The 20012-nt window shown below is 60.5% G+C and carries 14 protein-coding genes and 1 tRNA gene; all 15 read left to right on the top strand.

The window, feature by feature from the left end; all coding sequences use genetic code 11:
- The first annotated feature begins 208 nt into the window (after positions 1-208).
- Positions 209-1246 carry an NAD kinase gene (locus LPB405_RS01980; RefSeq protein WP_219101732.1) on the top strand — a complete coding sequence of 346 codons (1038 nt, stop codon included), beginning with the start codon at positions 209-211 and terminating at the stop codon, positions 1244-1246.
- A 19-nt stretch (positions 1247-1265) separates the two neighbouring features.
- Positions 1266-2984, top strand: coding sequence for a DNA repair protein RecN (gene recN, locus LPB405_RS01975; RefSeq protein ID WP_219101731.1), 1719 nt, complete (start codon positions 1266-1268; stop codon positions 2982-2984).
- A gap of 339 nt (positions 2985-3323) precedes the next feature.
- Positions 3324-5018: a CTP synthase gene (locus LPB405_RS01970; protein ID WP_257604951.1), complete on the top strand. Its 1695-nt coding sequence runs from the start codon at positions 3324-3326 to the stop codon at positions 5016-5018.
- Between the two features lie 144 nt (positions 5019-5162).
- Positions 5163-5837: an NUDIX domain-containing protein gene (locus LPB405_RS01965; protein ID WP_219101730.1), complete on the top strand. Its 675-nt coding sequence runs from the start codon at positions 5163-5165 to the stop codon at positions 5835-5837.
- Between the two features lie 93 nt (positions 5838-5930).
- The gene (locus LPB405_RS01960) at positions 5931-7277 is read left to right on the top strand and encodes a tyrosine recombinase (protein ID WP_219101729.1); all 1347 of its coding nucleotides are present in this window, start codon (positions 5931-5933) and stop codon (positions 7275-7277) included.
- A 93-nt stretch (positions 7278-7370) separates the two neighbouring features.
- Complete coding sequence (locus LPB405_RS01955; protein WP_005506637.1) at positions 7371-8231, top strand: ParA family protein; 861 nt, start codon at positions 7371-7373, stop codon at positions 8229-8231.
- 206 nt (positions 8232-8437) lie between these two features.
- Positions 8438-9427 carry a segregation and condensation protein A gene (locus LPB405_RS01950; RefSeq protein WP_219101728.1) on the top strand — a complete coding sequence of 330 codons (990 nt, stop codon included), beginning with the start codon at positions 8438-8440 and terminating at the stop codon, positions 9425-9427.
- Positions 9420-10433 carry an SMC-Scp complex subunit ScpB gene (scpB, locus tag LPB405_RS01945; RefSeq protein ID WP_219101727.1) on the top strand — a complete coding sequence of 338 codons (1014 nt, stop codon included), beginning with the start codon at positions 9420-9422 and terminating at the stop codon, positions 10431-10433. The genes LPB405_RS01950 and scpB overlap by 8 nt, the downstream gene beginning before the upstream one ends.
- Before the next feature lie 87 nt (positions 10434-10520).
- Entirely contained in the window at positions 10521-11681 is a 1161-nt protein-coding gene (locus LPB405_RS01940) for a pseudouridine synthase (protein WP_219101726.1), read from the top strand.
- A gap of 18 nt (positions 11682-11699) precedes the next feature.
- Positions 11700-12869 (top strand): prephenate dehydrogenase, encoded by a 1170-nt coding sequence (locus tag LPB405_RS01935; protein WP_219101725.1) that lies wholly within the window; start codon positions 11700-11702, stop codon positions 12867-12869.
- Positions 12870-12923: 54 nt separating this feature from the next.
- Positions 12924-13616, top strand: coding sequence for a (d)CMP kinase (gene cmk, locus LPB405_RS01930; RefSeq protein ID WP_070634468.1), 693 nt, complete (start codon positions 12924-12926; stop codon positions 13614-13616).
- 112 nt (positions 13617-13728) lie between these two features.
- A complete protein-coding gene (gene der, locus LPB405_RS01925; RefSeq protein WP_219101724.1) occupies positions 13729-15309 on the top strand; it encodes a ribosome biogenesis GTPase Der in 1581 nt (526 codons plus the stop codon).
- A gap of 227 nt (positions 15310-15536) precedes the next feature.
- Positions 15537-15610: transfer RNA gene (locus LPB405_RS01920), tRNA-Pro, on the top strand.
- 581 nt (positions 15611-16191) lie between these two features.
- The gene (locus LPB405_RS01915) at positions 16192-17829 is read left to right on the top strand and encodes an L-lactate permease (protein ID WP_219101723.1); all 1638 of its coding nucleotides are present in this window, start codon (positions 16192-16194) and stop codon (positions 17827-17829) included.
- A gap of 509 nt (positions 17830-18338) precedes the next feature.
- Positions 18339-19961, top strand: coding sequence for an L-lactate permease (locus tag LPB405_RS01910; RefSeq protein WP_219101722.1), 1623 nt, complete (start codon positions 18339-18341; stop codon positions 19959-19961).
- The last annotated feature ends 51 nt before the right edge of the window (positions 19962-20012 follow it).

Raw genomic sequence — 20012 nt, 5'->3', positions numbered from 1 at the left:
GCGTTGAGGGGTGAGGCTTTCTCAGGCTGCCGCGCTATTCAGGGGCATTTTAGTCGGGGGTATTTTTCACAGGTATTTTGAGAGACCCCAGCTGCACGCTATTCGAAATAATTTTCTAAAAATATGGTGCTTTAGAAAATCTTCGAGAACATATTCGGTATGATAGGTGTAGATACACCATCTCAACACCCGATGGGAGAGAGTCGTTATGGCAGAACACGAAAGCCACGCACCGCAGGAAGCAACCGCACAGGTAGCTGCTGCGGGTGCGCGTCATGGTTCCGAACGCCATGAGTCTGATCGTTATGGTTCCGAAGACTCGGTGGAGCAACGCCACCGTAAGATTCTCGTCTTCGCCCACGTGGGGCGTAAAGAAGCACGAGATGCTGCCCGACAGGCGTGCACCCAGCTCTATGAAGCGGGACTCGCGCCCGTCATGACTCGCTCCGATCTGGAGACCCTGAGCGAAAACTGGGACGAGCCCGTCCCCGTGCAGGTCGTCCACGAATCCGTGGCGCTTATCGATATTGAGCTCGGCGTGGTGCTCGGTGGTGACGGTTCGATTCTTCGTGCCGCCGAAATGGTGCGCCGAACCAGCGTTCCGCTCATCGGTGTAAACCTGGGACACGTCGGCTTCCTTGCAGAATCCGAAGAGAGCGACCTGACCGAAACCGTTCGCTGCATCGTCAACAACGAATACACCGTTGAAGAACGCATGGCAATCGACGTGGAAGTCTGGAACGATGGTAAGCGAGTGCACAGCGACTGGGCGCTGAATGAAGCCAGCGTCGAAAAGGGCAACCGCGAAAAAATGATTGAAGTCATTATCGAGGTGGACTGCCGCCCGCTCAGCAGCTTCGGTTGCGACGGCGTGGTTATGGGAACCCCCACCGGCTCAACCGCCTACGCTTTCTCCGGTGGCGGCCCGGTCGTCTGGCCCGAAGTTGAAGCCATTCTCATGGTGCCGCTCTCGGCTCACGCGCTCTTCGCACGCCCGCTGGTAGCAGCGCCGACCTCCACCCTGGCGGTAGAAATGATGCCCGGAAACGGCGCCTCCGGCGTGCTCTGGTGCGATGGCCGCCGAACCGTAGAGCTGGACCCCGGCTCCCGCATTGAGGTGCGACGCTCCGAAAAGTCGGTGCTGCTCGCCCGTATTCACCCGGCTCCCTTCTCAGAGCGACTGGTGCGTAAATTTGAGCTTCCGATCCGTGGCTGGCGCGGCCCGCAGGACACCGAGAAGCACTAAAGAAAAGGAATGAACGTTCGTGATTGAGGAAATCCATATTCGAGACCTCGGCATCATCACCGATGCGAGGCTCCCCCTCGAACCCGGATTCTCCGTGCTGACCGGCGAAACCGGCGCAGGTAAAACCATGGTCGTCACCGCCCTCGGCATGCTCCTGGGCGCCCGATCCGACGCATCCAGCGTGCGCAACGGAGCCAAGAGCGCTCTCGCCGAAGCCGTGATTCGCCTGCCCCATGGGCACCGCGCCCTCGAGCTTGCCGAAGAAGCCGGCGGCACCGCCGAAGACATCGACGAACAGACCTCCGAGCTACTTCTGGCACGCACCGTCAACGCCTCGGGACGCTCCCGCGCGCACGTTGGCGGTTGCTCCGCACCCATCGGAACCCTGTCTCAGATTGGTCAGACTCTTGTTGCAGTCCACGGCCAGTCCGATCAGCTGCGCCTCAAATCAGCGGCAGAGCAGCGCCACTCCCTCGACCTGTACGCCGGTGAAGAACTCGCCAACCTGCTTGAGAAGTACCGCGAAAACTACGAGCGATACCGCGCCGCTGCCGCAGAGCTGAAGGAAGTACGCGAAAACTCGCGCGCACGCGCCCTCGAAGCGCAGACCCTGCAGGGTGCCCTCGAAGAAATCAGTGCCGTCAACCCGCAGGTCGGGGAAGAAGAAGAGCTCAAAGCCGAAATGGTGAAGCTCATGAACGTTGAAGCGCTGCGCATTGCCTCGGCAACCACCTCCGCAGCGCTCAGCGGTAGTGAATACTCTACCGGTGACGAGCAGAGCGTCATGAGCCTGCTCGACGCAAGCCGCTCCGCGCTACAGGCGCAGGCAGACGCTGACGAAGAGCTTGCATCCCTCGCCGCGCGCGTCAACGAACTGCTGATTCTTGCCACCGATATCTCCTCGGATTTGTCCTCCTACATGGCCTCCCTGGACGTTGAAGGTCCCGAACGCCTGGCGCAGGTGCAGACTCGCCGCGCCCAGCTGGCGACCCTCACCCGCAAGTACGGTGCCGATATTGCCGAGGTTCTCGAATGGGCCGAAGAATCCCGTGCACGCCTCGAGACCCTGGTGGACGACCCGCAGCGACAGGAAACCCTGGAAACCGAGCTGGTACAGCTACGCAAGGTACTCGGCGCCCAGGCAGAAGAGCTGACCGCCCTACGCCGTGCCGCCGCGCAGAAACTGGCGGATGCCGTCAGCGAGGAGCTCACTGCTCTTGCCATGCCGAACGCCTCCCTGGTTGTGGAGGTCGCCGAAGCTGAAAAGTTCTCGGTGCACGGCCGAGATACCGTGACCTTCATGCTGGCGCCGCACCGAACCGCCGTGCCGCGCCCGCTCGGTAAGGGCGCCTCCGGCGGTGAGCTCTCCCGCGTGATGCTCGCCCTGGAGGTAGTGCTCGCCGAAGTGGACCCCGTACCCACCTTCATCTTCGATGAGGTGGACTCCGGCGTGGGCGGTAAGGCAGCTATTGAAATCGGTCGCCGTCTTGCCATGCTCGCCCGACACGTGCAGGTTCTGGTGGTTACCCACCTGCCGCAGGTTGCCGCCTTCGCGGACCAGCACATCCTCGTGCTGAAAAACGATGACGCGTCCCTCTCGAAGGTCAAGGTACTTTCCGAGGAGGAACGCGTGGTGGAACTGGCGCGAATGCTCTCCGGACACGATCAATCAGAATCGGCACGAGAGCACGCCCGAGAGCTGCTGGCTGCCGGTCGAGAAGTGCCGCAGGGGCGCTGAAACTGACGGCAAACCTGCCGGGAAAAGCATCGGGAAAGTACTGGCAAAAGCGCCGAAAGGTAGCATCTTTCGCACTAAAGACCATCAAAGGGACTGAAGCGTGCGAGCGTGCCTCAGAAGTTGCCAGTACAGCCCGTGCCGGTGACCAACAGCGGCGCATGGAGCCCAGAGGATGTGAGATACTCTGAGAATGCTCCTACACCTGCTTCTACACGGCGCGGCGGGAATAATAAATCCCCGGCTCCGTTTACAGTGGTGATAAGGACAAATAGGGGAGGGAAAGCCGCCTGAGAGAATCATCTCGCGGCAAAACCCTCTGCTTGGATAGCAGACAAGAAAATGGTAGGCTTGAATTCCGTGGTGAATGAAAAAAATAACACTCTAAACGCGTCCTCTAACGACAAGGTAACCCGCCAGATTTTCGTAACCGGCGGCGTTGCATCTTCTCTCGGTAAGGGCCTGTCGGCCTCTTCCCTCGGTCAGCTTCTTCGCGCACGTGGCCTCTCTGTGACCATGCAGAAGTTCGACCCCTACCTGAACGTCGACCCCGGTACGATGAACCCCTTCCAGCACGGTGAAGTCTTTGTCACCGACGACGGTGCTGAAACCGACCTCGACATCGGACACTACGAGCGCTTCCTGGACGAAAACCTCGACCAGTCCGCTAACGTGACCACCGGCCAGGTCTACTCCTCCGTCATCGCAAAGGAACGCCGCGGCGAATACCTCGGCGACACCGTCCAGGTCATCCCTCACATTACCGACGAAATCAAGGCCCGCATGCGTCACGCAGCGGAAATTGACAACGCACCCGACATCATCATCACTGAAATCGGTGGTACTGTCGGCGATATCGAGTCCCTGCCCTTTATGGAAGCAGCACGCCAGGTACGCCGCGATGTTGGCCGCAAGAACGTCTTCTTCCTGCACGTCTCCCTGGTGCCCTTCATCGGCCCCTCCGGCGAGCTCAAGACCAAGCCGACCCAGCACTCCGTCGCAGCACTGCGCGGCCTGGGCATCCAGCCTGACGGTCTGATTCTGCGCTGTGAGCGTGAGGTCCCCGTATCGCACCGTACCAAGATCGGTAACGCATGCGACGTGGACAGCGACGCAGTCATCTCCTGCGCCGACGCACCCAGCATCTACGACATCCCCAAGACCCTGCACAGCCAGAAGCTTGACGACTACATCCTCGACTACTTCGGCATTGAGGCACCCGCACCGGACTTCACCCAGTGGGACCGCCTGCTCGACGCAGTGCACCGCCCCGCAGCAGAGGTCAACGTTGCCCTGGTCGGTAAGTACATCGACCTGCCCGACGCATACCTGTCCGTCTCCGAGGCTCTGCGTGCCGGCGGCTTCGCAAACAACGTGAAGGTCAACATCAAGTGGGTTGCAGCCGACCTGTGCGCAACCGACGAAGATGCAGACCACCAGCTGCGCAACATGGACGCAATCCTCGTGCCCGGCGGTTTCGGCATCCGCGGCCTGGACGGCAAGATCGGCGCCCTCAAGTACGCACGCGAGCACAAGATCCCGACCCTGGGCATCTGCCTCGGCCTGCAGTCCATGGTCATCGAGTACGCACGCAACGTACTGGGTCTGGCTGAAGCATCCTCCACTGAGTTCGATCCGGAAACCTCCGTACCGGTCATCGCAACCATCGAAGAGCAGAAGCAGTTCGTCGAAGGTGCAGGCGACCTGGGCGGCACCATGCGCCTGGGCCTGTACAAGGCAAACCTCGTTCCCGGCTCTCAGGTTGCTAAGGCATACGGCGCAACCGAGGTTGCAGAGCGTCACCGCCACCGCTACGAGGTGAACAACGAGTACCGCGAGCAGCTTGAAGAAGCAGGCCTGCGCATCTCCGGTACCTCCCCGGACTCCTCGCTGGTCGAGTACGTGGAACTGCCCGCAGAGGCACACCCCTACTACGTGGCAACTCAGGCACACCCCGAGTACCGCTCGCGTCCGACCCGCCCGCACCCGCTCTTCTCCGGTCTGATTAAGGCTGCTCTGGAGCGTCGCGGCGCCTAACATCTAGGCACGAACGTTCAGCATCCTGCTCACCCCCGCAGGGGTGAGCGGGATGCTTTCGTTTAAACCTGAATGTGCCTTATTCCGTGCCCGTACCTGACGCGCCAAACGTAGCGGGGCTAAGAAGCCGCCTACAATGAAAGAATGAGCAACAACCAGCAGATTATTGATGCACCCTCCGAACGCACCATCCGCACCCGCACCGTGAAGTACAGCGGCTACGTGATCGAAACGACCGTTGAAGAGTACGAACTCAACGAAAACACCGTGCTGACCCGCGACGTCGTGGAAATGCCCGGCGCCGTCGCCGTGGCGGTCCTCAACGACAACAACGAACTGCTGATGCTAAACCAGTACCGCCACCCGGTGCGCATGAACCTTTGGGAAGTACCCGCTGGACTGCTCGACATCGATGGTGAAGACCCTCTGGTCGCCGCGCAGCGCGAACTCGCCGAAGAGGCAGACCTGCAGGCAGAAACCTGGAACGCACTGACCGACTACTTCAGCAGCCCCGGCGCAACCAGCGAAGCAGGCCGCGTCTACCTGGCGCGTAACCTCTCGGAACTGCCCGCCGAAGAACGTAGCGAACGCACCGATGAAGAAGCAGAAATGACCTACCGCTGGGTGCCCCTCACCGAGGCAGTACAGCTGGTGCTGGGCGGAAAGGTTCATAACGCGCTCGCTATCCAGGCGGTACTCGCCACCTACGCGGCTGCGCAGAACAACTTTGAAGGCCTGCGCCCCGCCGAGGGTGGCTGGGAGTTCCACCCCTACATGGGACAGCGCCGCGAAAAGCCGGAGAACTTCCGCAACCACTAAGAACGGAACAGGGGGGCGGGGGAGTAGCCTCGCCTACGGCAAGCCCAAATATCAAGAGGCCCAAACATCAACAGAACCGACAGAGGAGATAGCGTGAAGCAGGCTGAAAGCACGGTGAGCAAGGCGCCCCGCGGCGCGGGTCTGCTCGGCGTAACCTCTTCTGCCGGTTCCTCCGTGCTGGGTTCTTCTGCTCTGGATTCTTCTAGCCTGGGTGCTTCCCACCAGGAGGCACAGACCCCGCTCCAGAAAGCCGTTGACCAGTACCTCATCCACCTGCGCGTGGAACGAGGAAGCAGCGAACACACCATTGCCTCCTACGCGCGCGATTTGCGACGATACAGCACCTACATGGCGACCCTCGGCGTCATCGACCCCGAACGCATCACCACCGCGCAGGTGCGTTCCTTCATGCGGGAACTCGCCGCCCCTACCGTGCCCCTTGCTGGATTCGTTGCCGGATTCGAAGCGGGGGAGAAGAACAACCAGAACGCGCAGGAAGCTCAGGAAGCGCAGGAAGAAGCCGCGGAATCGCTGGCGCTGATGATCGCCTCTGAGTCGGGGCGAGGTACTGGAAACGGGCGCGCTGGAAAAGGTCGTGCTGGGAAAAGTCGTGTCGGGCAGCCGGAGACAGCTGGGGTGCCAGAAAAAGAAACGCCAACCGCTGAAGGGGCGCCGAGCCTGCCCCTGCCCTTGGGTCCGAACTCCATCGCCCGCACCATGGCGGCAGTCCGCGGAGCACATGCCTTCTGGGTCTCCGCGCTCATCGTGCCCACCGACCCGGCGGCACCGGTCACCCCGCCCAAGAACCTTAAGCGCCTACCCAAAGCAGTTAGCGTAGAAGACATCCAGCGGCTACTCGCTGTACCCGACCGCGAAACCGCCACCGGGCTCCGCAACCGAGCCATACTCGAATTCCTCTACGCCACCGGCGCGCGCGTGAGCGAAATGCTCAACGCCGATATCGACGACGTGCACTTCGAGGGAGCTCTCACCGATGAAGACGGCAACCAGATCACCCTGCCCGGCTACGTTCGACTCTTCGGCAAGGGAAATAAAGAACGACTCGTACCCATCGGTAGCTACGCCCAAAAAGCAATCCAAGACTACCTGGTGCGTGCCCGCCCCTCCTTCGTAGCGCACGGTAAAGGCACCGCCGCGCTCTTCGTCAACGGACGAGGCGGCAGACTCGGACGCCAAGGCGCCTGGCTCATCCTCAAAGAAGCCGCCGAAGCCGCCGGGCTCAGCTCCGACTTCTCACCGCACTCCATGCGCCACAGCTTCGCAACGCACCTGCTGCAGGGCGGCGCCGATATTCGCGTGGTGCAAGAACTGCTCGGGCACGCCTCCATCACCACCACTCAGGTGTACACCAAGGTCACGCCCGAGGGGCTCATGGAGGTGTACCGCATGGCGCATCCGCGTGCCCACGAACGGGGATAAACCCCGTCAATCCGCGGAACAGCCGCTCTTGAGGTAACCTTATAGACAACGCTTAAACTTTAAAACTTCGAATTCATTGATGAAGGTGAACCATTGACTGAAGCTCAGGCTCAAGAACTCGGCCCCACCGGTCGACCCCTGCGCGTATACCCCGACCCGGCTCCGCTGAGCAGCCACGGTCCCGCCCGCATTATCTCTATGGTGAATCAGAAGGGCGGCGTGGGTAAGACCACCTCCACCATTAACCTGGGCGCGGCACTGGCAGAATGCGGCCGTAAGGTGCTGTTGGTCGACTTCGACCCGCAGGGTGCTCTCTCCGCCGGTTTCGGTGCGAACCCGCACGAACTGGACCTGACCGTCTACAACGTCATGATGGACCGCAAGGTCGATATCAAGGACGTCATCCTGCCTACCGGTGTGGAGAACATCGACCTGCTGCCCGCCAATATTGACCTCTCCGCAGCTGAAGTTCAGCTGGTCAACGAAGTGGCTCGCGAGCAGGTTCTCGCCTCGGCACTGCGCAAGGTCCGTGACGAATACGACGTCATCCTCATCGATTGCCAGCCTTCCCTGGGCCTGCTGACCGTCAACGCACTGACCGCCTCCGAAGGCGTCATTATTCCGCTGATTTGTGAGTTCTTCGCACTGCGCGCCGTCGCGCTGCTGGTCGACTCCATCGAGAAGGTTCAGGATCGTCTGAACCCCGACCTCGAAATCTCCGGCGTACTTGCCACCATGTTCGATGCGCGCACCATCCACTCCAAGGAAGTTCTGGCACGCATCGTGGACGCATTCGGCGACAAGGTCTTCGACACCGTCATCAAGCGCACCGTGAAGTTCCCGGACGCATCGGTGTCTGCTGAGCCGATTCTCAGCTACGCCTCCAGCCACCCCGGCGCGGAAGCATACCGCCAGGTGGCGCGCGAACTGATCTACAAGGGCGGCGCACGCTAAAGCCCCCACACCTATACGCCCTCTGCTGAGGCGACTCTCACCCTTGAGTCGCACCGGCAGAGGGCGTATAATTGTGTGGATTCTAAAGACCCCGCACACTGCTTACGCCGAAAAAGTAGGCGAAGTAAAAGCCGCATCTGAGACGGCACCAACACAGCCGGACCAGCACAGCCGGGGAGAATAAACCTAAGGAGAATAGGTCGTTTATGACCACGAACGTCGCTGCCGTGAGGGTACCGACACCGAACGCAGACACCGCCGCGAACGCCCGGACTGAGGGCCGCGGCCTGCAGAACCCGGGTTTCACCCTCACCCTCAGTAATTTTGAGGGTCCCTTTGATCTTCTACTGACCCTGATTTCGCGCAGCAAACTCGACATTACCGAGGTGGCGCTCGCAGAGGTCACCGACGAGTTCCTCGCATACCTGCACGCCCTCTACGCTGAAGGCACAGAACGTGCACTCGACGAAGCCAGCGAATTTCTGGTCACCGCCGCAACCCTGCTGGAACTCAAAACCGCACGCCTGCTCCCGCAGCATCGTGAACCCCTCGAAGAGGACGTTGCACTGCTGGAGGCACGCGACCTGCTCTTTGCCCGTCTGCTGCAATACCGTGCCTACCGCGAAGTCGCCGATATTTTTGCTGAACGCTGGGCGCAAGAAGCACAGCGTTTTCCCCGTGCGGTAGCCCTCGAAGAACGATTCGCCCAGGCACTACCCGAGCTGGTCTTTACCGGAGGTGCCGAAGAGTTTGCCCGCATCGCCGCAGCAGCGCTGAGCCGAACCCCCAAAGAGCCCGAACCGGAACCCGAAGAAATCGTTGAAGAACTCAACGAGCACCTACACGTTCCGCTAACCACCATCGCGGCTGAAGAACACTACATTCTGCACAGCCTGCTCGATACCGCGGCGCGGGAACTGAGCTTTGCCGAACTGGTTCAAGGATCCGGCGAACTAGAAATCGCGGTGGTTCGTTTTCTCGCCCTGCTTGAGCTCTACAAAGAAGGCGCCCTGCACGTAGAACAGGACGCACCGCTTGGAGCCATTCGGGTACGTGCGAGCGCGAGCGCTGCACAGTTCGTGATTCGCGAAGCAACAGACACTCAGGATGCGCACGAAATCGGTGAAGCGTCTGAATCACCCGAAGTGAACGAATCTGAAGCTAACACGGAACCGGTAGAGGAGGATTATGAGTAGTCACGGCTCACGCTTTGACCGTGAATTCACCCCTGATGACCTTGCCATCGTGAACATGGGCTACTGGGATCCGAACGCGGATGAGGATTCGGAACAGGCTGACTCGGCGCCGGTAGAGGTAGCAGAGACGGTAGAGACTGAGAGCTCAAAGCCTGCTGAGGCGGACGCTGAACCGGCTGAGCACGAGGTAGCCGCCGCTCCTCTGGATGAGGTTCCCGAAGAAGCTGAGGAGGCTGAAGCCGCTGAAACGGTAGAGGACTCCGATGGTTCCGACATTTCCGACAGCTCCGAGGAATCGCAGGAACCTGCGCCCCACGCAGAGAAGAAAACTGCGAAGATTCCGGTGGGAGGCCCCTCCACCGCACCCAGTGTGGCGGTCGATGCCGAAGCCGAATTCTCCAAGGTCGAGGCAATCCCCGGCGGCGTCAAAAGCGCCATCGAAGCGATCCTCGCCGTTGCCGAAGCGCCCGTGGGCGTCAAAGAACTCTCCGCCGCGCTCATCGTCAGCGAACGAGCTGTTGAGCACGCGCTCGACCAGCTGTACCGAGAGTACAACGGCGAAGAAAGCGGCTACGGAGAAGACGAAAACCGGGTGGCGCCCGAACCGCGCGGATTCCAGCTGCGGAACATCGCAGGAGGCTGGAAGCTCTACGCCCGCGACGACTTCGCCCCCTGGGTGGCACGCTTCGTGACCCGCTCCAAGAGCGCAACCCTCAGCAAGCCCGCCTACGAGACGCTCGCCGTGATTGCTTACCAGCAGCCGGTGACCAGGGCGAGGGTAGCCTCCATCCGTGGCGTAAACGCGGACGCGGCAATCCGTCAGCTACTGCAACGGCAGCTGATTCGTGAAGCAGGGCGAGAATCCGGAAGCGGCGCGACCCTCTACGAAACCACGGAGCTACTGCTGGCGAAGCTCGGGCTGAACTCCCTGGAGGAGCTGCCGGCGCTTGCGCCCTTCCTGCCCGATGATACGGAAGCCGCAGTGCTTGCCGAGGGCAACGACTAAGACAAAGACAACGAATCAATAAGACGAACGAACGTTCGGGAAATTCCTGAAACGTTCGCACTATACGACAGAAAAGAGAAGAACACCATGGCATATGGAAACTCCTCCCGCGGCGGCCGCTCTGCATCCGGTCGCCCCCAGAACTCTCGCGGTGGCCGTCCCGGCGCCGGTCGTCCCGGTCAGGGAGGTAAGCTCGGCGCTAAGGGCGCATCCGCACGCGGCGGTCGTCCCGGCGCACCGAAGAGCGGCGCAGGCAAGGGCGGCGCAAAGGGCTTCGGCGAGAAGAAATTCGGTGACAAGAAATTTGGCGAGAAGAAGTTCGGCGCAGGCCGCGCAGGCTCCGGCCGAGGCCGCGGCACCGAACTGCCCAAGCGCGAACGCCGCGCACCGGGCCGCCCCTACCGCTCCGGCGAAGCCTTCGCAAACGAGCGCGGCGAATACCGCGTCAGCAACTACGCTGGCCCGCACCGCCCCCGCCGCCCCCGCAACGCCCCGGTAGACCACTACGAGTTCTACGACCACGACGGCGTGCGCCTGCAGAAGCTGCTGGCTCAGGCCGGTGTGGCATCCCGCCGCGTCTGCGAAGAAATGATTACCGAAGGTCGCGTCACCGTCAACGGTGAAGTCGTGACCGAGCTGGGTGTGCGCGTGGACCCCTCCAAGGTGACCGTGCAGGTGGACGGCATGACCGTTCAGACCAACGACAAGCTCGTCTACATGGCATTCAACAAGCCCGCCGGCGTGGTCTCCACCATGGAAGACCCCGAAGGTCGCCCCTGCATCTCCGACTTCCTGCGTTCCTCCATGAGCGAGCGCGTGTTCCACGTGGGCCGCCTGGACGTTGAAACCGAGGGTCTGCTGCTGCTGACCAACGACGGTGAACTGGCGAACCGCCTCACCCACCCCTCCTACGAGGTGCCCAAGACCTACCTGGTGCAGGTTCCCGGCCCGATGGAGCCCGGCGTCGGCGCAGCCATGAAGAAGGGCATCCGCCTGGAAGACGGCGTGACCCGCGTGGACGAGTTCAAGCTGGTGGACTCCACCCCCGGCCACGTGCTCGTTGAGGTGACCATCCACTCCGGTAAGAACCGCATCGTGCGCCGTCTCTTCGACGCTGTCGGCTACCCGGTTGAGCGCCTGGTCCGCGTCGAGATGGGCCCGATCCGTATTGGTTCGCAGAAGCAGGGCACCGTCCGTAACCTCTCCAAGGTCGAGATCGGTCACCTGCTCGCTTCGGTGGACATGTAATAACGCTAAGGAGTTGTCATGAGCTCGCCCGCTGAGCTTTCCGCATCTGAGCTGCCCATGGACTCAACGCTGACCGGGCCGGTACTCATTATCGGTTCGGGTCTGCTGGGTGCCTCGATTGGTCTGGGGTTGCGTGCGGCAGGATGCGAGGACGTGTACGTCCAAGATATTTCACCCACCGCCGAGGCTGTGGCGCAGGATATCGGTGCCGGTACAAGCTTCTCCACCCTGTCGGAGGAGGAGCGCGCCGCCTTCGCCCCGCAGCTGGTGGTGGTGGCTGCGCCTCCGGATAGTGCCGGTGCCGTGTGCGCTCACGCGTTGAATACTTATGCGCCTCGGCCGGAGGCGGGCTACCCCGGCGCCGTGGTGACGGATGTTGCCTCGGTGAAGGTGCAGCCGCTGGCTGATGTGCTTGCCTCGGGTGCGGATGCGTCCCGTTACGTGGGTTCGCATCCGATGGCTGGGCGTGAGAAGTCGGGCCCGGTGGCTGCTCGCGGTGAGTTGTTCCAGGCGCGTCCGTGGATTATCTGCGAGCACGATTCGGTTCGCCCCGAGTGTGTGCGTCTGGTGCGTTCTGTGGCGGTGGAGCTGGGCGCGATTGTGACTTCTTTGAGCGTTGAGGAGCACGATCAGACGGTTGCCCTGATTTCTCATGTGCCGCAGGCGATGAGTTCGCTTCTGGCGTCGCGTCTGCAGGACACTCCGCTGTATGCGCTGTCCCTGGCGGGTCAGGGTTTGCGCGATACGGTGCGTATTGCGGCTTCGGACCCGACGCTGTGGGTGCAGATTTTTGCGGCGAACGCAGACCCGATTGTGAAGACCCTCTACGGGGTCCGTGATGACCTGAACCGCCTCATCGCAACGCTGGAGAACCCGACGGCATCCGGCGCTCGCCTGGATTTGGCGCAGCTGATGAGCGAAGGCAACGCGGGCGTTAGCCGCATTCCGGGTAAGCACGGTACGGCACCCGCCGCGTTCGCAAAGATGACGGTGCTGGTGGACGACACCCCCGGCACGCTGGCTCGTTTGCTTGCCGAGATTGGCGAGCTGGGCGCGAACCTTGAAGATTTGCGTCTGGAGCACTCGACGGGTGCCCCGGTGGGTATGGCTGAAATCTCGGTCAATCCGTCTATTCATGAGGTGCTAGTCCGCGATTTGTCGGCTCGCGGTTGGCGTGTTGTGAAGTAGAGTTAAAGCTGTATTTTCCGGCATAAAGTTTGAGACGAATTTGAAGGAGTGCTGATGCACGAGAACCCTAAACTGACGATTGCTATTGACGGTCCCTCCGGTTCCGGTAAGTCGTCTGTGTCTAAGGAAGTTGCACGCCACTTTGGTCTGGCGTACCTGGACACCGGTGCAATGTATCGTGCCGCAACCTACCGTGTGCTGGAACTTGGCATTGACCTGAACGACGCTGAGGCGATCGCGAAGGCTGTCGAGGAGATGCCCCTGGTGTTCGGTACGAACATTAAGGAAGAAGAGATTCTGATGGGTTCGACCGATATCCGTGAGGAGATTCGTAGCGAGCGCATTTCTTCGGCCGTTTCTGCTGTGGCTTCGGTTCCGGCGGTTCGTGAGCACCTGATTGGACTGCAGCGTTGGATGATTGACCACGCTATCAACGGCATGGTCGCTGAGGGCCGCGACATTACCACCGTGGTTGCTCCCGATGCTGATGCGCGCATCCTGCTGACTGCTTCTGAGGAGGTGCGCATGGCGCGCCGCGGCCTGGAGAACTCTGAGAAGTCGGGTGCTTCGGGTGATTTGAGCAAGCAGATTGCTGAGCGTGATGCGAAGGACTCTAAGGTCAATAACTTTATGGAAGCTGCCGAGGGCGTGACCCTGGTGGACAGCTCGGATCTTGATTTTAATGCGACGGTCTCTGCAGTGATTAACGCTGTGAATGACCAGTTGAAGGCGAAGCGCGCGGGTTAGGCCCCGCCGAAACGCTGGGGGAGTGGTGCATCCGCTCCCGATAAGACGTTGAGCCGCGCTCGCGTGCTGACCTGCGGGTTGGGCGCGGGGGCGGGTAGAGAAAGGAATGCGCATGGCTGAGGACGCTATCCGCGACGATTACGAAGAGAAGTACCTGGGTGGTGGCGAGGACGACGTTACCGAGCGCCTCGCTGAGATTGATGATGAGACCGCTGACCAGCGTGCTCAGGCTCTGCTTGAGGGCCTTGAGGATTACGACCTGGATGAAGAGGACCGCGCCCTGCTGGGCGCCTGGGGCTTCGACATTGAGGAAGAGGAAGAGCAGCTCGCTGATCCGGTAGTGGCGATTGTTGGCCGCCCGAACGTGGGTAAGTCGACCATCATTAACCGTATTCTGGGCCGCCGTGAAGCGGTGGTTGAGGATAAGCCGGGTGTGACTCGTGACCGCGTGTCTTATAAGGCTGAGTGGCTGGGTAAGAGCTTCACCCTGGTTGATACCGGTGGTTGGGAGTCTGACGCCCGCGGTATTGATGCTCAGGTTGCTGAGCAGGCTGAGATTGCTGTGGAGCAGGCCGATGTTGTGGTCCTGGTGGTGGACGCCCGCGTGGGTGTGACCGCTTCGGATGAGCAGATTGTGCGTATGCTGCGCCGCGTGAAGAAGCCGATCATTCTGATTGCTAACAAGATTGACGACGCCCACCTGGAGCCGGAGATTTATAACCTCTGGTCGCTGGGTATGGGTCAGCCGTTCCCGGTGTCGGGTCTGCACGGCCGCGGCCTGGCGGATGCTCTGGACGAGATCCTTGAGGTCATGCCGGAGCACTCGCAGTTCGCTCAGCCGGAGGCGCTGGGTGGCCCGCGTCGTGTGGCTCTGGTGGGTCGCCCGAACGTGGGTAAGTCCTCGCTGCTGAACAAGCTGGCTGGTTCTGAGCGTGCCGTGGTGAACGACCTGGCTGGTACGACTCGTGACCCGATTGACGAGATTATTGAGCTGGGCGGCTACCCTTGGCGTTTCGTGGATACGGCGGGTATTCGCCGTCGCCAGCACATGGCTAAGGGCGCGGAGTTCTACTCTTCGCTGCGTACTCAGACTGCTCTGGAGCGTTCTGAGGTTGCCGTGGTGCTGCTGGACGTTTCCGAGCCGATTTCTGAGCAGGATGTGCGTATCGTGCAGACTGTGATTGATTCGGGCCGTGCAATGGTCCTGGCATTCAACAAGTGGGATACCCTCGATGAGGACCGCCGCTACATGCTCGAGCGTGAGATTGAGCGCGACCTGGCGCACGTGCAGTGGGCTCCTCGCGTGAACATCTCGGCGAAGACCGGCTGGCATAAGGACAAGCTGGTGCCTGCCCTGGAGCACTCGCTGGAGTCGTGGGATTCGCGTATTCCGACCGGTCGCCTGAACGCGTTCCTGGGCGAGATTGTGGCCGCGCATCCGCACCCGCTGCGTGGCGGTAAGCAGCCGCGTATTCTCTTCGGTACTCAGGTGTCTTCGCGTCCGCCGAAGTTCGTGCTGTTTACTACCGGCTTCTTGGATCCGGGTTACCGCCGCTTCATTACGCGTCGTCTGCGTGAGACCTTTGATTTCACGGGTACTCCGATTGAGATTTCGATGCGTGTGCGTGAGCGCCGCTCCCTGGGTGAGCGTCAGAGCGCGAAGGCTAGGAAGGGTAAGGGCGGCCGCCGCTAGTGGCGGGGGTCTGCCCGATGCCGTGTTGCTGGGCTGGTCTCTCGCTAGGTTTGGCCCCCACGCGCTGGATTCTGTGCAGAAAATCTGCGAGGAAAATCCGTGAGGAAAAGATTTTTAAGATTTTTTCTAAAAATAGGGATTCTGGCTTGCGCGGGGGTTAAAAGCCCGGTATAGTTATTCGAGTGTTCAGGGGAAACCTTGAAAACACAATATCGTGAATAACGAATCGGGTTGTGGCGCAGCTTGGTAGCGCACTTGACTGGGGGTCAAGGGGTCGCAGGTTCAAATCCTGTCAACCCGACAGATAAAGCTCCGGAAGGTTTTTCCTTCCGGAGCTTTTTTGTATGCCGTTTAGGGGTTCGCGGGGTTTGATAGTTTGAGCGGTTTGTAATCAGGATATGCTCTGTGTGTACTGCCGAAAGCGCCGGGGTGCTGTTTCTTCCTTGAAATAGCGGGGGAGGGGGCTGGATGAGCCCTCAACCCGGGGTGGGCTTTAGGTTAGGTTGCAATTATGAGCTTGAATCTAAATGTTGGAATATGCCCGATTTTGTGGGTGTTAAGTGGTACATTGGGTACACAAGGAATTGCGTTTTTGGGATTAAGGATTCATTGTCCTGACCCTGAAATTCCCTTGACAAATCAAGGAATATTTAGGTTTTTGTGACAAAAACGCCGTTTCAACACGCTAAATTTCATAGCCGCAAAACCAACACGAACCCAAGTGAAGGCATATATCCCAAGGGATAGCGTCCTTAACGCATCAAACAGCTAGGTGCACGCACCTACAACACACGGCACACACGCCGCCACAAGCGTCACTGGGAAGGTTTTACGGCACAACTCGATCCCGCCCCCGTGGGCTGGAAAGGAACACAGTACATCATGTGGCAGCAAGTCTACGACCCGCTGAACTCGAGCGCACTCTCCGCACTCGTGGCAGCAGTCCCGATTATTTTCTTCCTTCTGGGCCTCACCGTCCTGAAGCTCAGCGGTATTAAATCTGCCGTTATCTCCCTCGTCATTGCACTGGTCATCGGTTGCGCTATCTTCGGTATGCCCATCACCGCCGGTGCAGGCTCCATCCTCTACGGCTTCCTCTCGGGCATGTGGCCCATCGGCTGGATCGTGCTCATGGCTGTGTGGCTCTACCGCATTTCCGTGCGTTCTGGCGGCTTTGAAATCGTCCGCTCCTCCATCTCCTCCATCTCTACCGACCAGCGCGTCCAGATGCTGCTGATCGCATTCTGCTTCGGTGGCTTCCTTGAAGGCGCTGCAGGCTTCGGTATCCCGATTGCTATCTGTGCTGCACTGCTCGTGTCCCTGGGCTTCAACCCGCTCAAGGCCGCAATGTTCGCGCTGATCGCTAACGTGAGCTCCGGTGCATACGGCGCTATCGGTATCCCCGTGACCACCGCAGCAACCCGCGGTGGCGTGGACCTGCACGCACTGTCCATCGAAATGGTCCTGGTTCTCCAGATTATGGCGGCTCTCATCCCCGTACTGCTCGTTGCTATTCAGGACGGCATCCGCGGTATCCGCGAGGTCGGTCTGGTAGCCCTGATGGTTGGTGTCATCTACTCCGGCGGCCAGTCCGTTCTGCTCGCAACCCTGGGTAACCCCGAGCTCGTCGACATCATCCCGCCGCTGCTGTCCCTGGTGGCGCTGGCACTGGTCATGCAGAAGTGGCAGCCCAAGCACATCTTCCGCGAGCCCACCGCTCCCTCCCTGGAAGAAGTTCAGGCTCAGCAGAGCACCAAGCACACCGGTGGCGAAATCCTCAAGGCATGGAGCCCCTTCGTCTACCTGTCCGTCGTGATTCTGCTCTGGTCCACCGCTCTGAAGCCCGTCTTCGCTGCTAAGGGTGCGCTCGGCTTCACTAACATTACCTTCCCTGTTCCGTGGCTACACCAGAGCATCCAGCAGGCAGCACCGATCGTTGCAACCCCCAAGCCTATTGACGTGACCTACACCTGGAACATTGTGGGTGCATCCGGTACCGCAATTCTGGTGGCTGCCATCATCACCATCCTGACCTCCAAGATTAGCTGGGGTGAGGCTATCGAGGAGCTCGGCGCAACCTGGAAGCAGCTGCAGACCCCGATCCTCATGATCTGCCTGGTCATGTCCGTTGCTAACGTCATGAACTACGCGGGTATGATTACCTCCATCGCACTGGCTGTTGCCGCTGTGGGTGCTATCTTCCCGCTGCTGTCCCCGATCATCGGTTGGATTGGCGTGTTCGTGACCGGCTCCGTGGTGAACAACAACATCCTCTTCGCTGGCCTGCAGGCTACCACCGCACAGCAGATTGGCGTCAGCCAGACCCTGCTGGTTGCATCTAACACCGCCGGTGGTGTGATGGCGAAGATCGTTTCCCCGCAGTCCATCGCAATTGCAGCTGCTGCTGTGAACAGCGCCGGCGAGGAATCGAAGATTACCTCCATGGCGATCAAGTACAGTGCAGCTCTGCTGGCTGTCACCTGTGTTTGGGTTTATGTCCTGTCTCTGGTCGGCCTCTAAACAGCGTGAGAACCAGATGCGTGTAACCTACCTTCTCTGAAGGTAAGGTGCCCGCGACACGGTCTGTATCAAGCCCCCTTCTACTTCGGTAGGAGGGGGCTTTCGCATTTCTGTATTTGTGCGCTGGGGAGGAGGTTCGCGGCTAAGGAGCGCAATTATGCACATAAGTTTCATTTGTGCACACTTAAGGTCACCCTATCCTGAAGTCTCGAGGAAGACCTGTTAGCTTAGACAGATAAAGTCAAGAGCACCTAGTGAGAGGGAAAGGTTCCGCTCACCGCCGCCGCGCCCCGGTATATGGCCCCGGTATATGGCCTCGGCATATCGCCACGTCATACAACCAAACGCCCGGCAGCTCAAGACCATCACGCTTCACCGATGGACCCATCCACGACGCAAGGACCGGGGCCATCGGTTTTTATGCGGCCTAATGCTTCCATACAGCACAGGAGCCGTATCGGAAGAAGCAACCGCAACAAACGCACAGACCGAAAGGAACACCCGCCCCAATGTGGCAGCAAACCTACGACCCGCTAAACGCGCCGGTGCTCTCCGCACTGGTCGCAGCAGTACCCATCATCCTCTTCCTGCTGGGCCTGACCGTCCTGAAACTCAGCGGCCTCAAGTCAGCACTGCTGACCCTCGGCACCACCCTCATCATCGGCTGTGCCGTCTTCGGCCTGCCCATCACCGCAGGTGCCGGCTCCATCCTCTCCGGCTTCCTCTCGGGCGCATGGCCCATCGGCTGGATCGTACTCATGGCGGTGTGGCTTTACCGCATCGCCGTGCGTGCCGGTAACTTCGACATCGTGCGCGCCTCCGTCTCCTCTATCTCGAACGACCAGCGCATCCAGGTGTTGCTGATTGCCTTCTGCTTCGGCGGCTTCATCGAAGGCGCGGCAGGCTTCGGTATCCCCATTGCTATCTCTGCGGCGCTGCTGGTATCCCTGGGCTTCAACCCCCTCAAGGCATCCATGCTGGCGCTGGTCGCCAACGCCGCGTCCGGCGCATACGGTGCTATCGGTATCCCCGTGACCACCGCAGCTAAGGTCGGCGGCCTGGACACCGCACACCTGTCCGCAGGCATGGTACCGGTACTGCAGATCTTCGTCGCCTTCGTGCCGCTGCTGATGGTCGCAATCCAGGACGGTATGCGCGGCATCCGCGAAGTCGGTCTCGTAGCGCTCATGACCGGCGTAATCTTCTCCGGCGGTCAGGCAGCTATCCTGATACTGCTCGGCTCGCCCGAACTGGTCGACATCATCCCGCCGCTGCTGTCCCTGGTAGCGCTGGCACTCGTCATGCGTTCCTGGCAGCCCAAGCACATTTACCGTGAACCTACCGCTCCCAGCCTCGAAGAAGTTCAGGCGCAGCAGGGCGTCAAGCACACCGGCGCTGAGATTGTTAAGGCGTGGAGCCCCTTCATCTTCCTCTCCGCAACCATCCTGCTCTGGTCCACCGCGCTCAAGCCCGTGTTCGCAACCACCGGTCCGCTTGGTGCCGCAACCCTGGCGTTCCCCATCCCCGGCATTCACGAAGCCATCACCACCGGTGCCGGCAAGACCGTGACCGCGATGTTCTCCTGGAACACCCTGGGCGCATCCGGCACCGCAATTCTGGTGGCGGCACTCATCACCATCCTGACCTCGAAGATCAGCTGGGGCGAAGCCTTTGAAGAACTCGGCGGTACCTGGAACCAGCTGAAGATGCCGATCCTCATGATCTGCCTGGTCATGTCCGTCGCAAACGTCATGAACTATGCCGGTATGACCACCTCCATCGCTCTGGCGCTCGCGGCAGCCGGCCCGGTCTTCCCTCTGCTGTCCCCGATCATCGGTTGGATTGGCGTGTTCGTGACCGGCTCCGTGACGAACGCTAACGTGCTCTTCGCGGGTCTGCAGTCCACCACCGCAGCCCAGATTGCTGTTGACCCGACCCTGCTCGTTGCTGCAAACACCGCCGGTGGCGTGATGGGCAAGATCGTCTCCCCGCAGTCCATCGCGATTGCGGCGGCGGCTGTGAACAGTGCCGGCGAGGAATCGAAGATTACCTCCATGTCCATTAAGTACAGCGCTATTCTGCTGGGCCTGGTCTGCGTCTGGTCCTTTGCTCTCTCACTCATGATGGGCTAAAGGCCAATACCGGATTCGGCGTAACCCCGCGTAAGAAACCCCTCGATGAGA

The sequence above is a fragment of the Rothia mucilaginosa genome (assembly GCF_019334805.1).
Lineage (GTDB): Bacteria > Actinomycetota > Actinomycetes > Actinomycetales > Micrococcaceae > Rothia > Rothia mucilaginosa_C.
The sequence above is the reverse complement of the archived record's forward strand: the minus strand, read 5'-3'. Positions and strand labels throughout refer to the sequence as shown.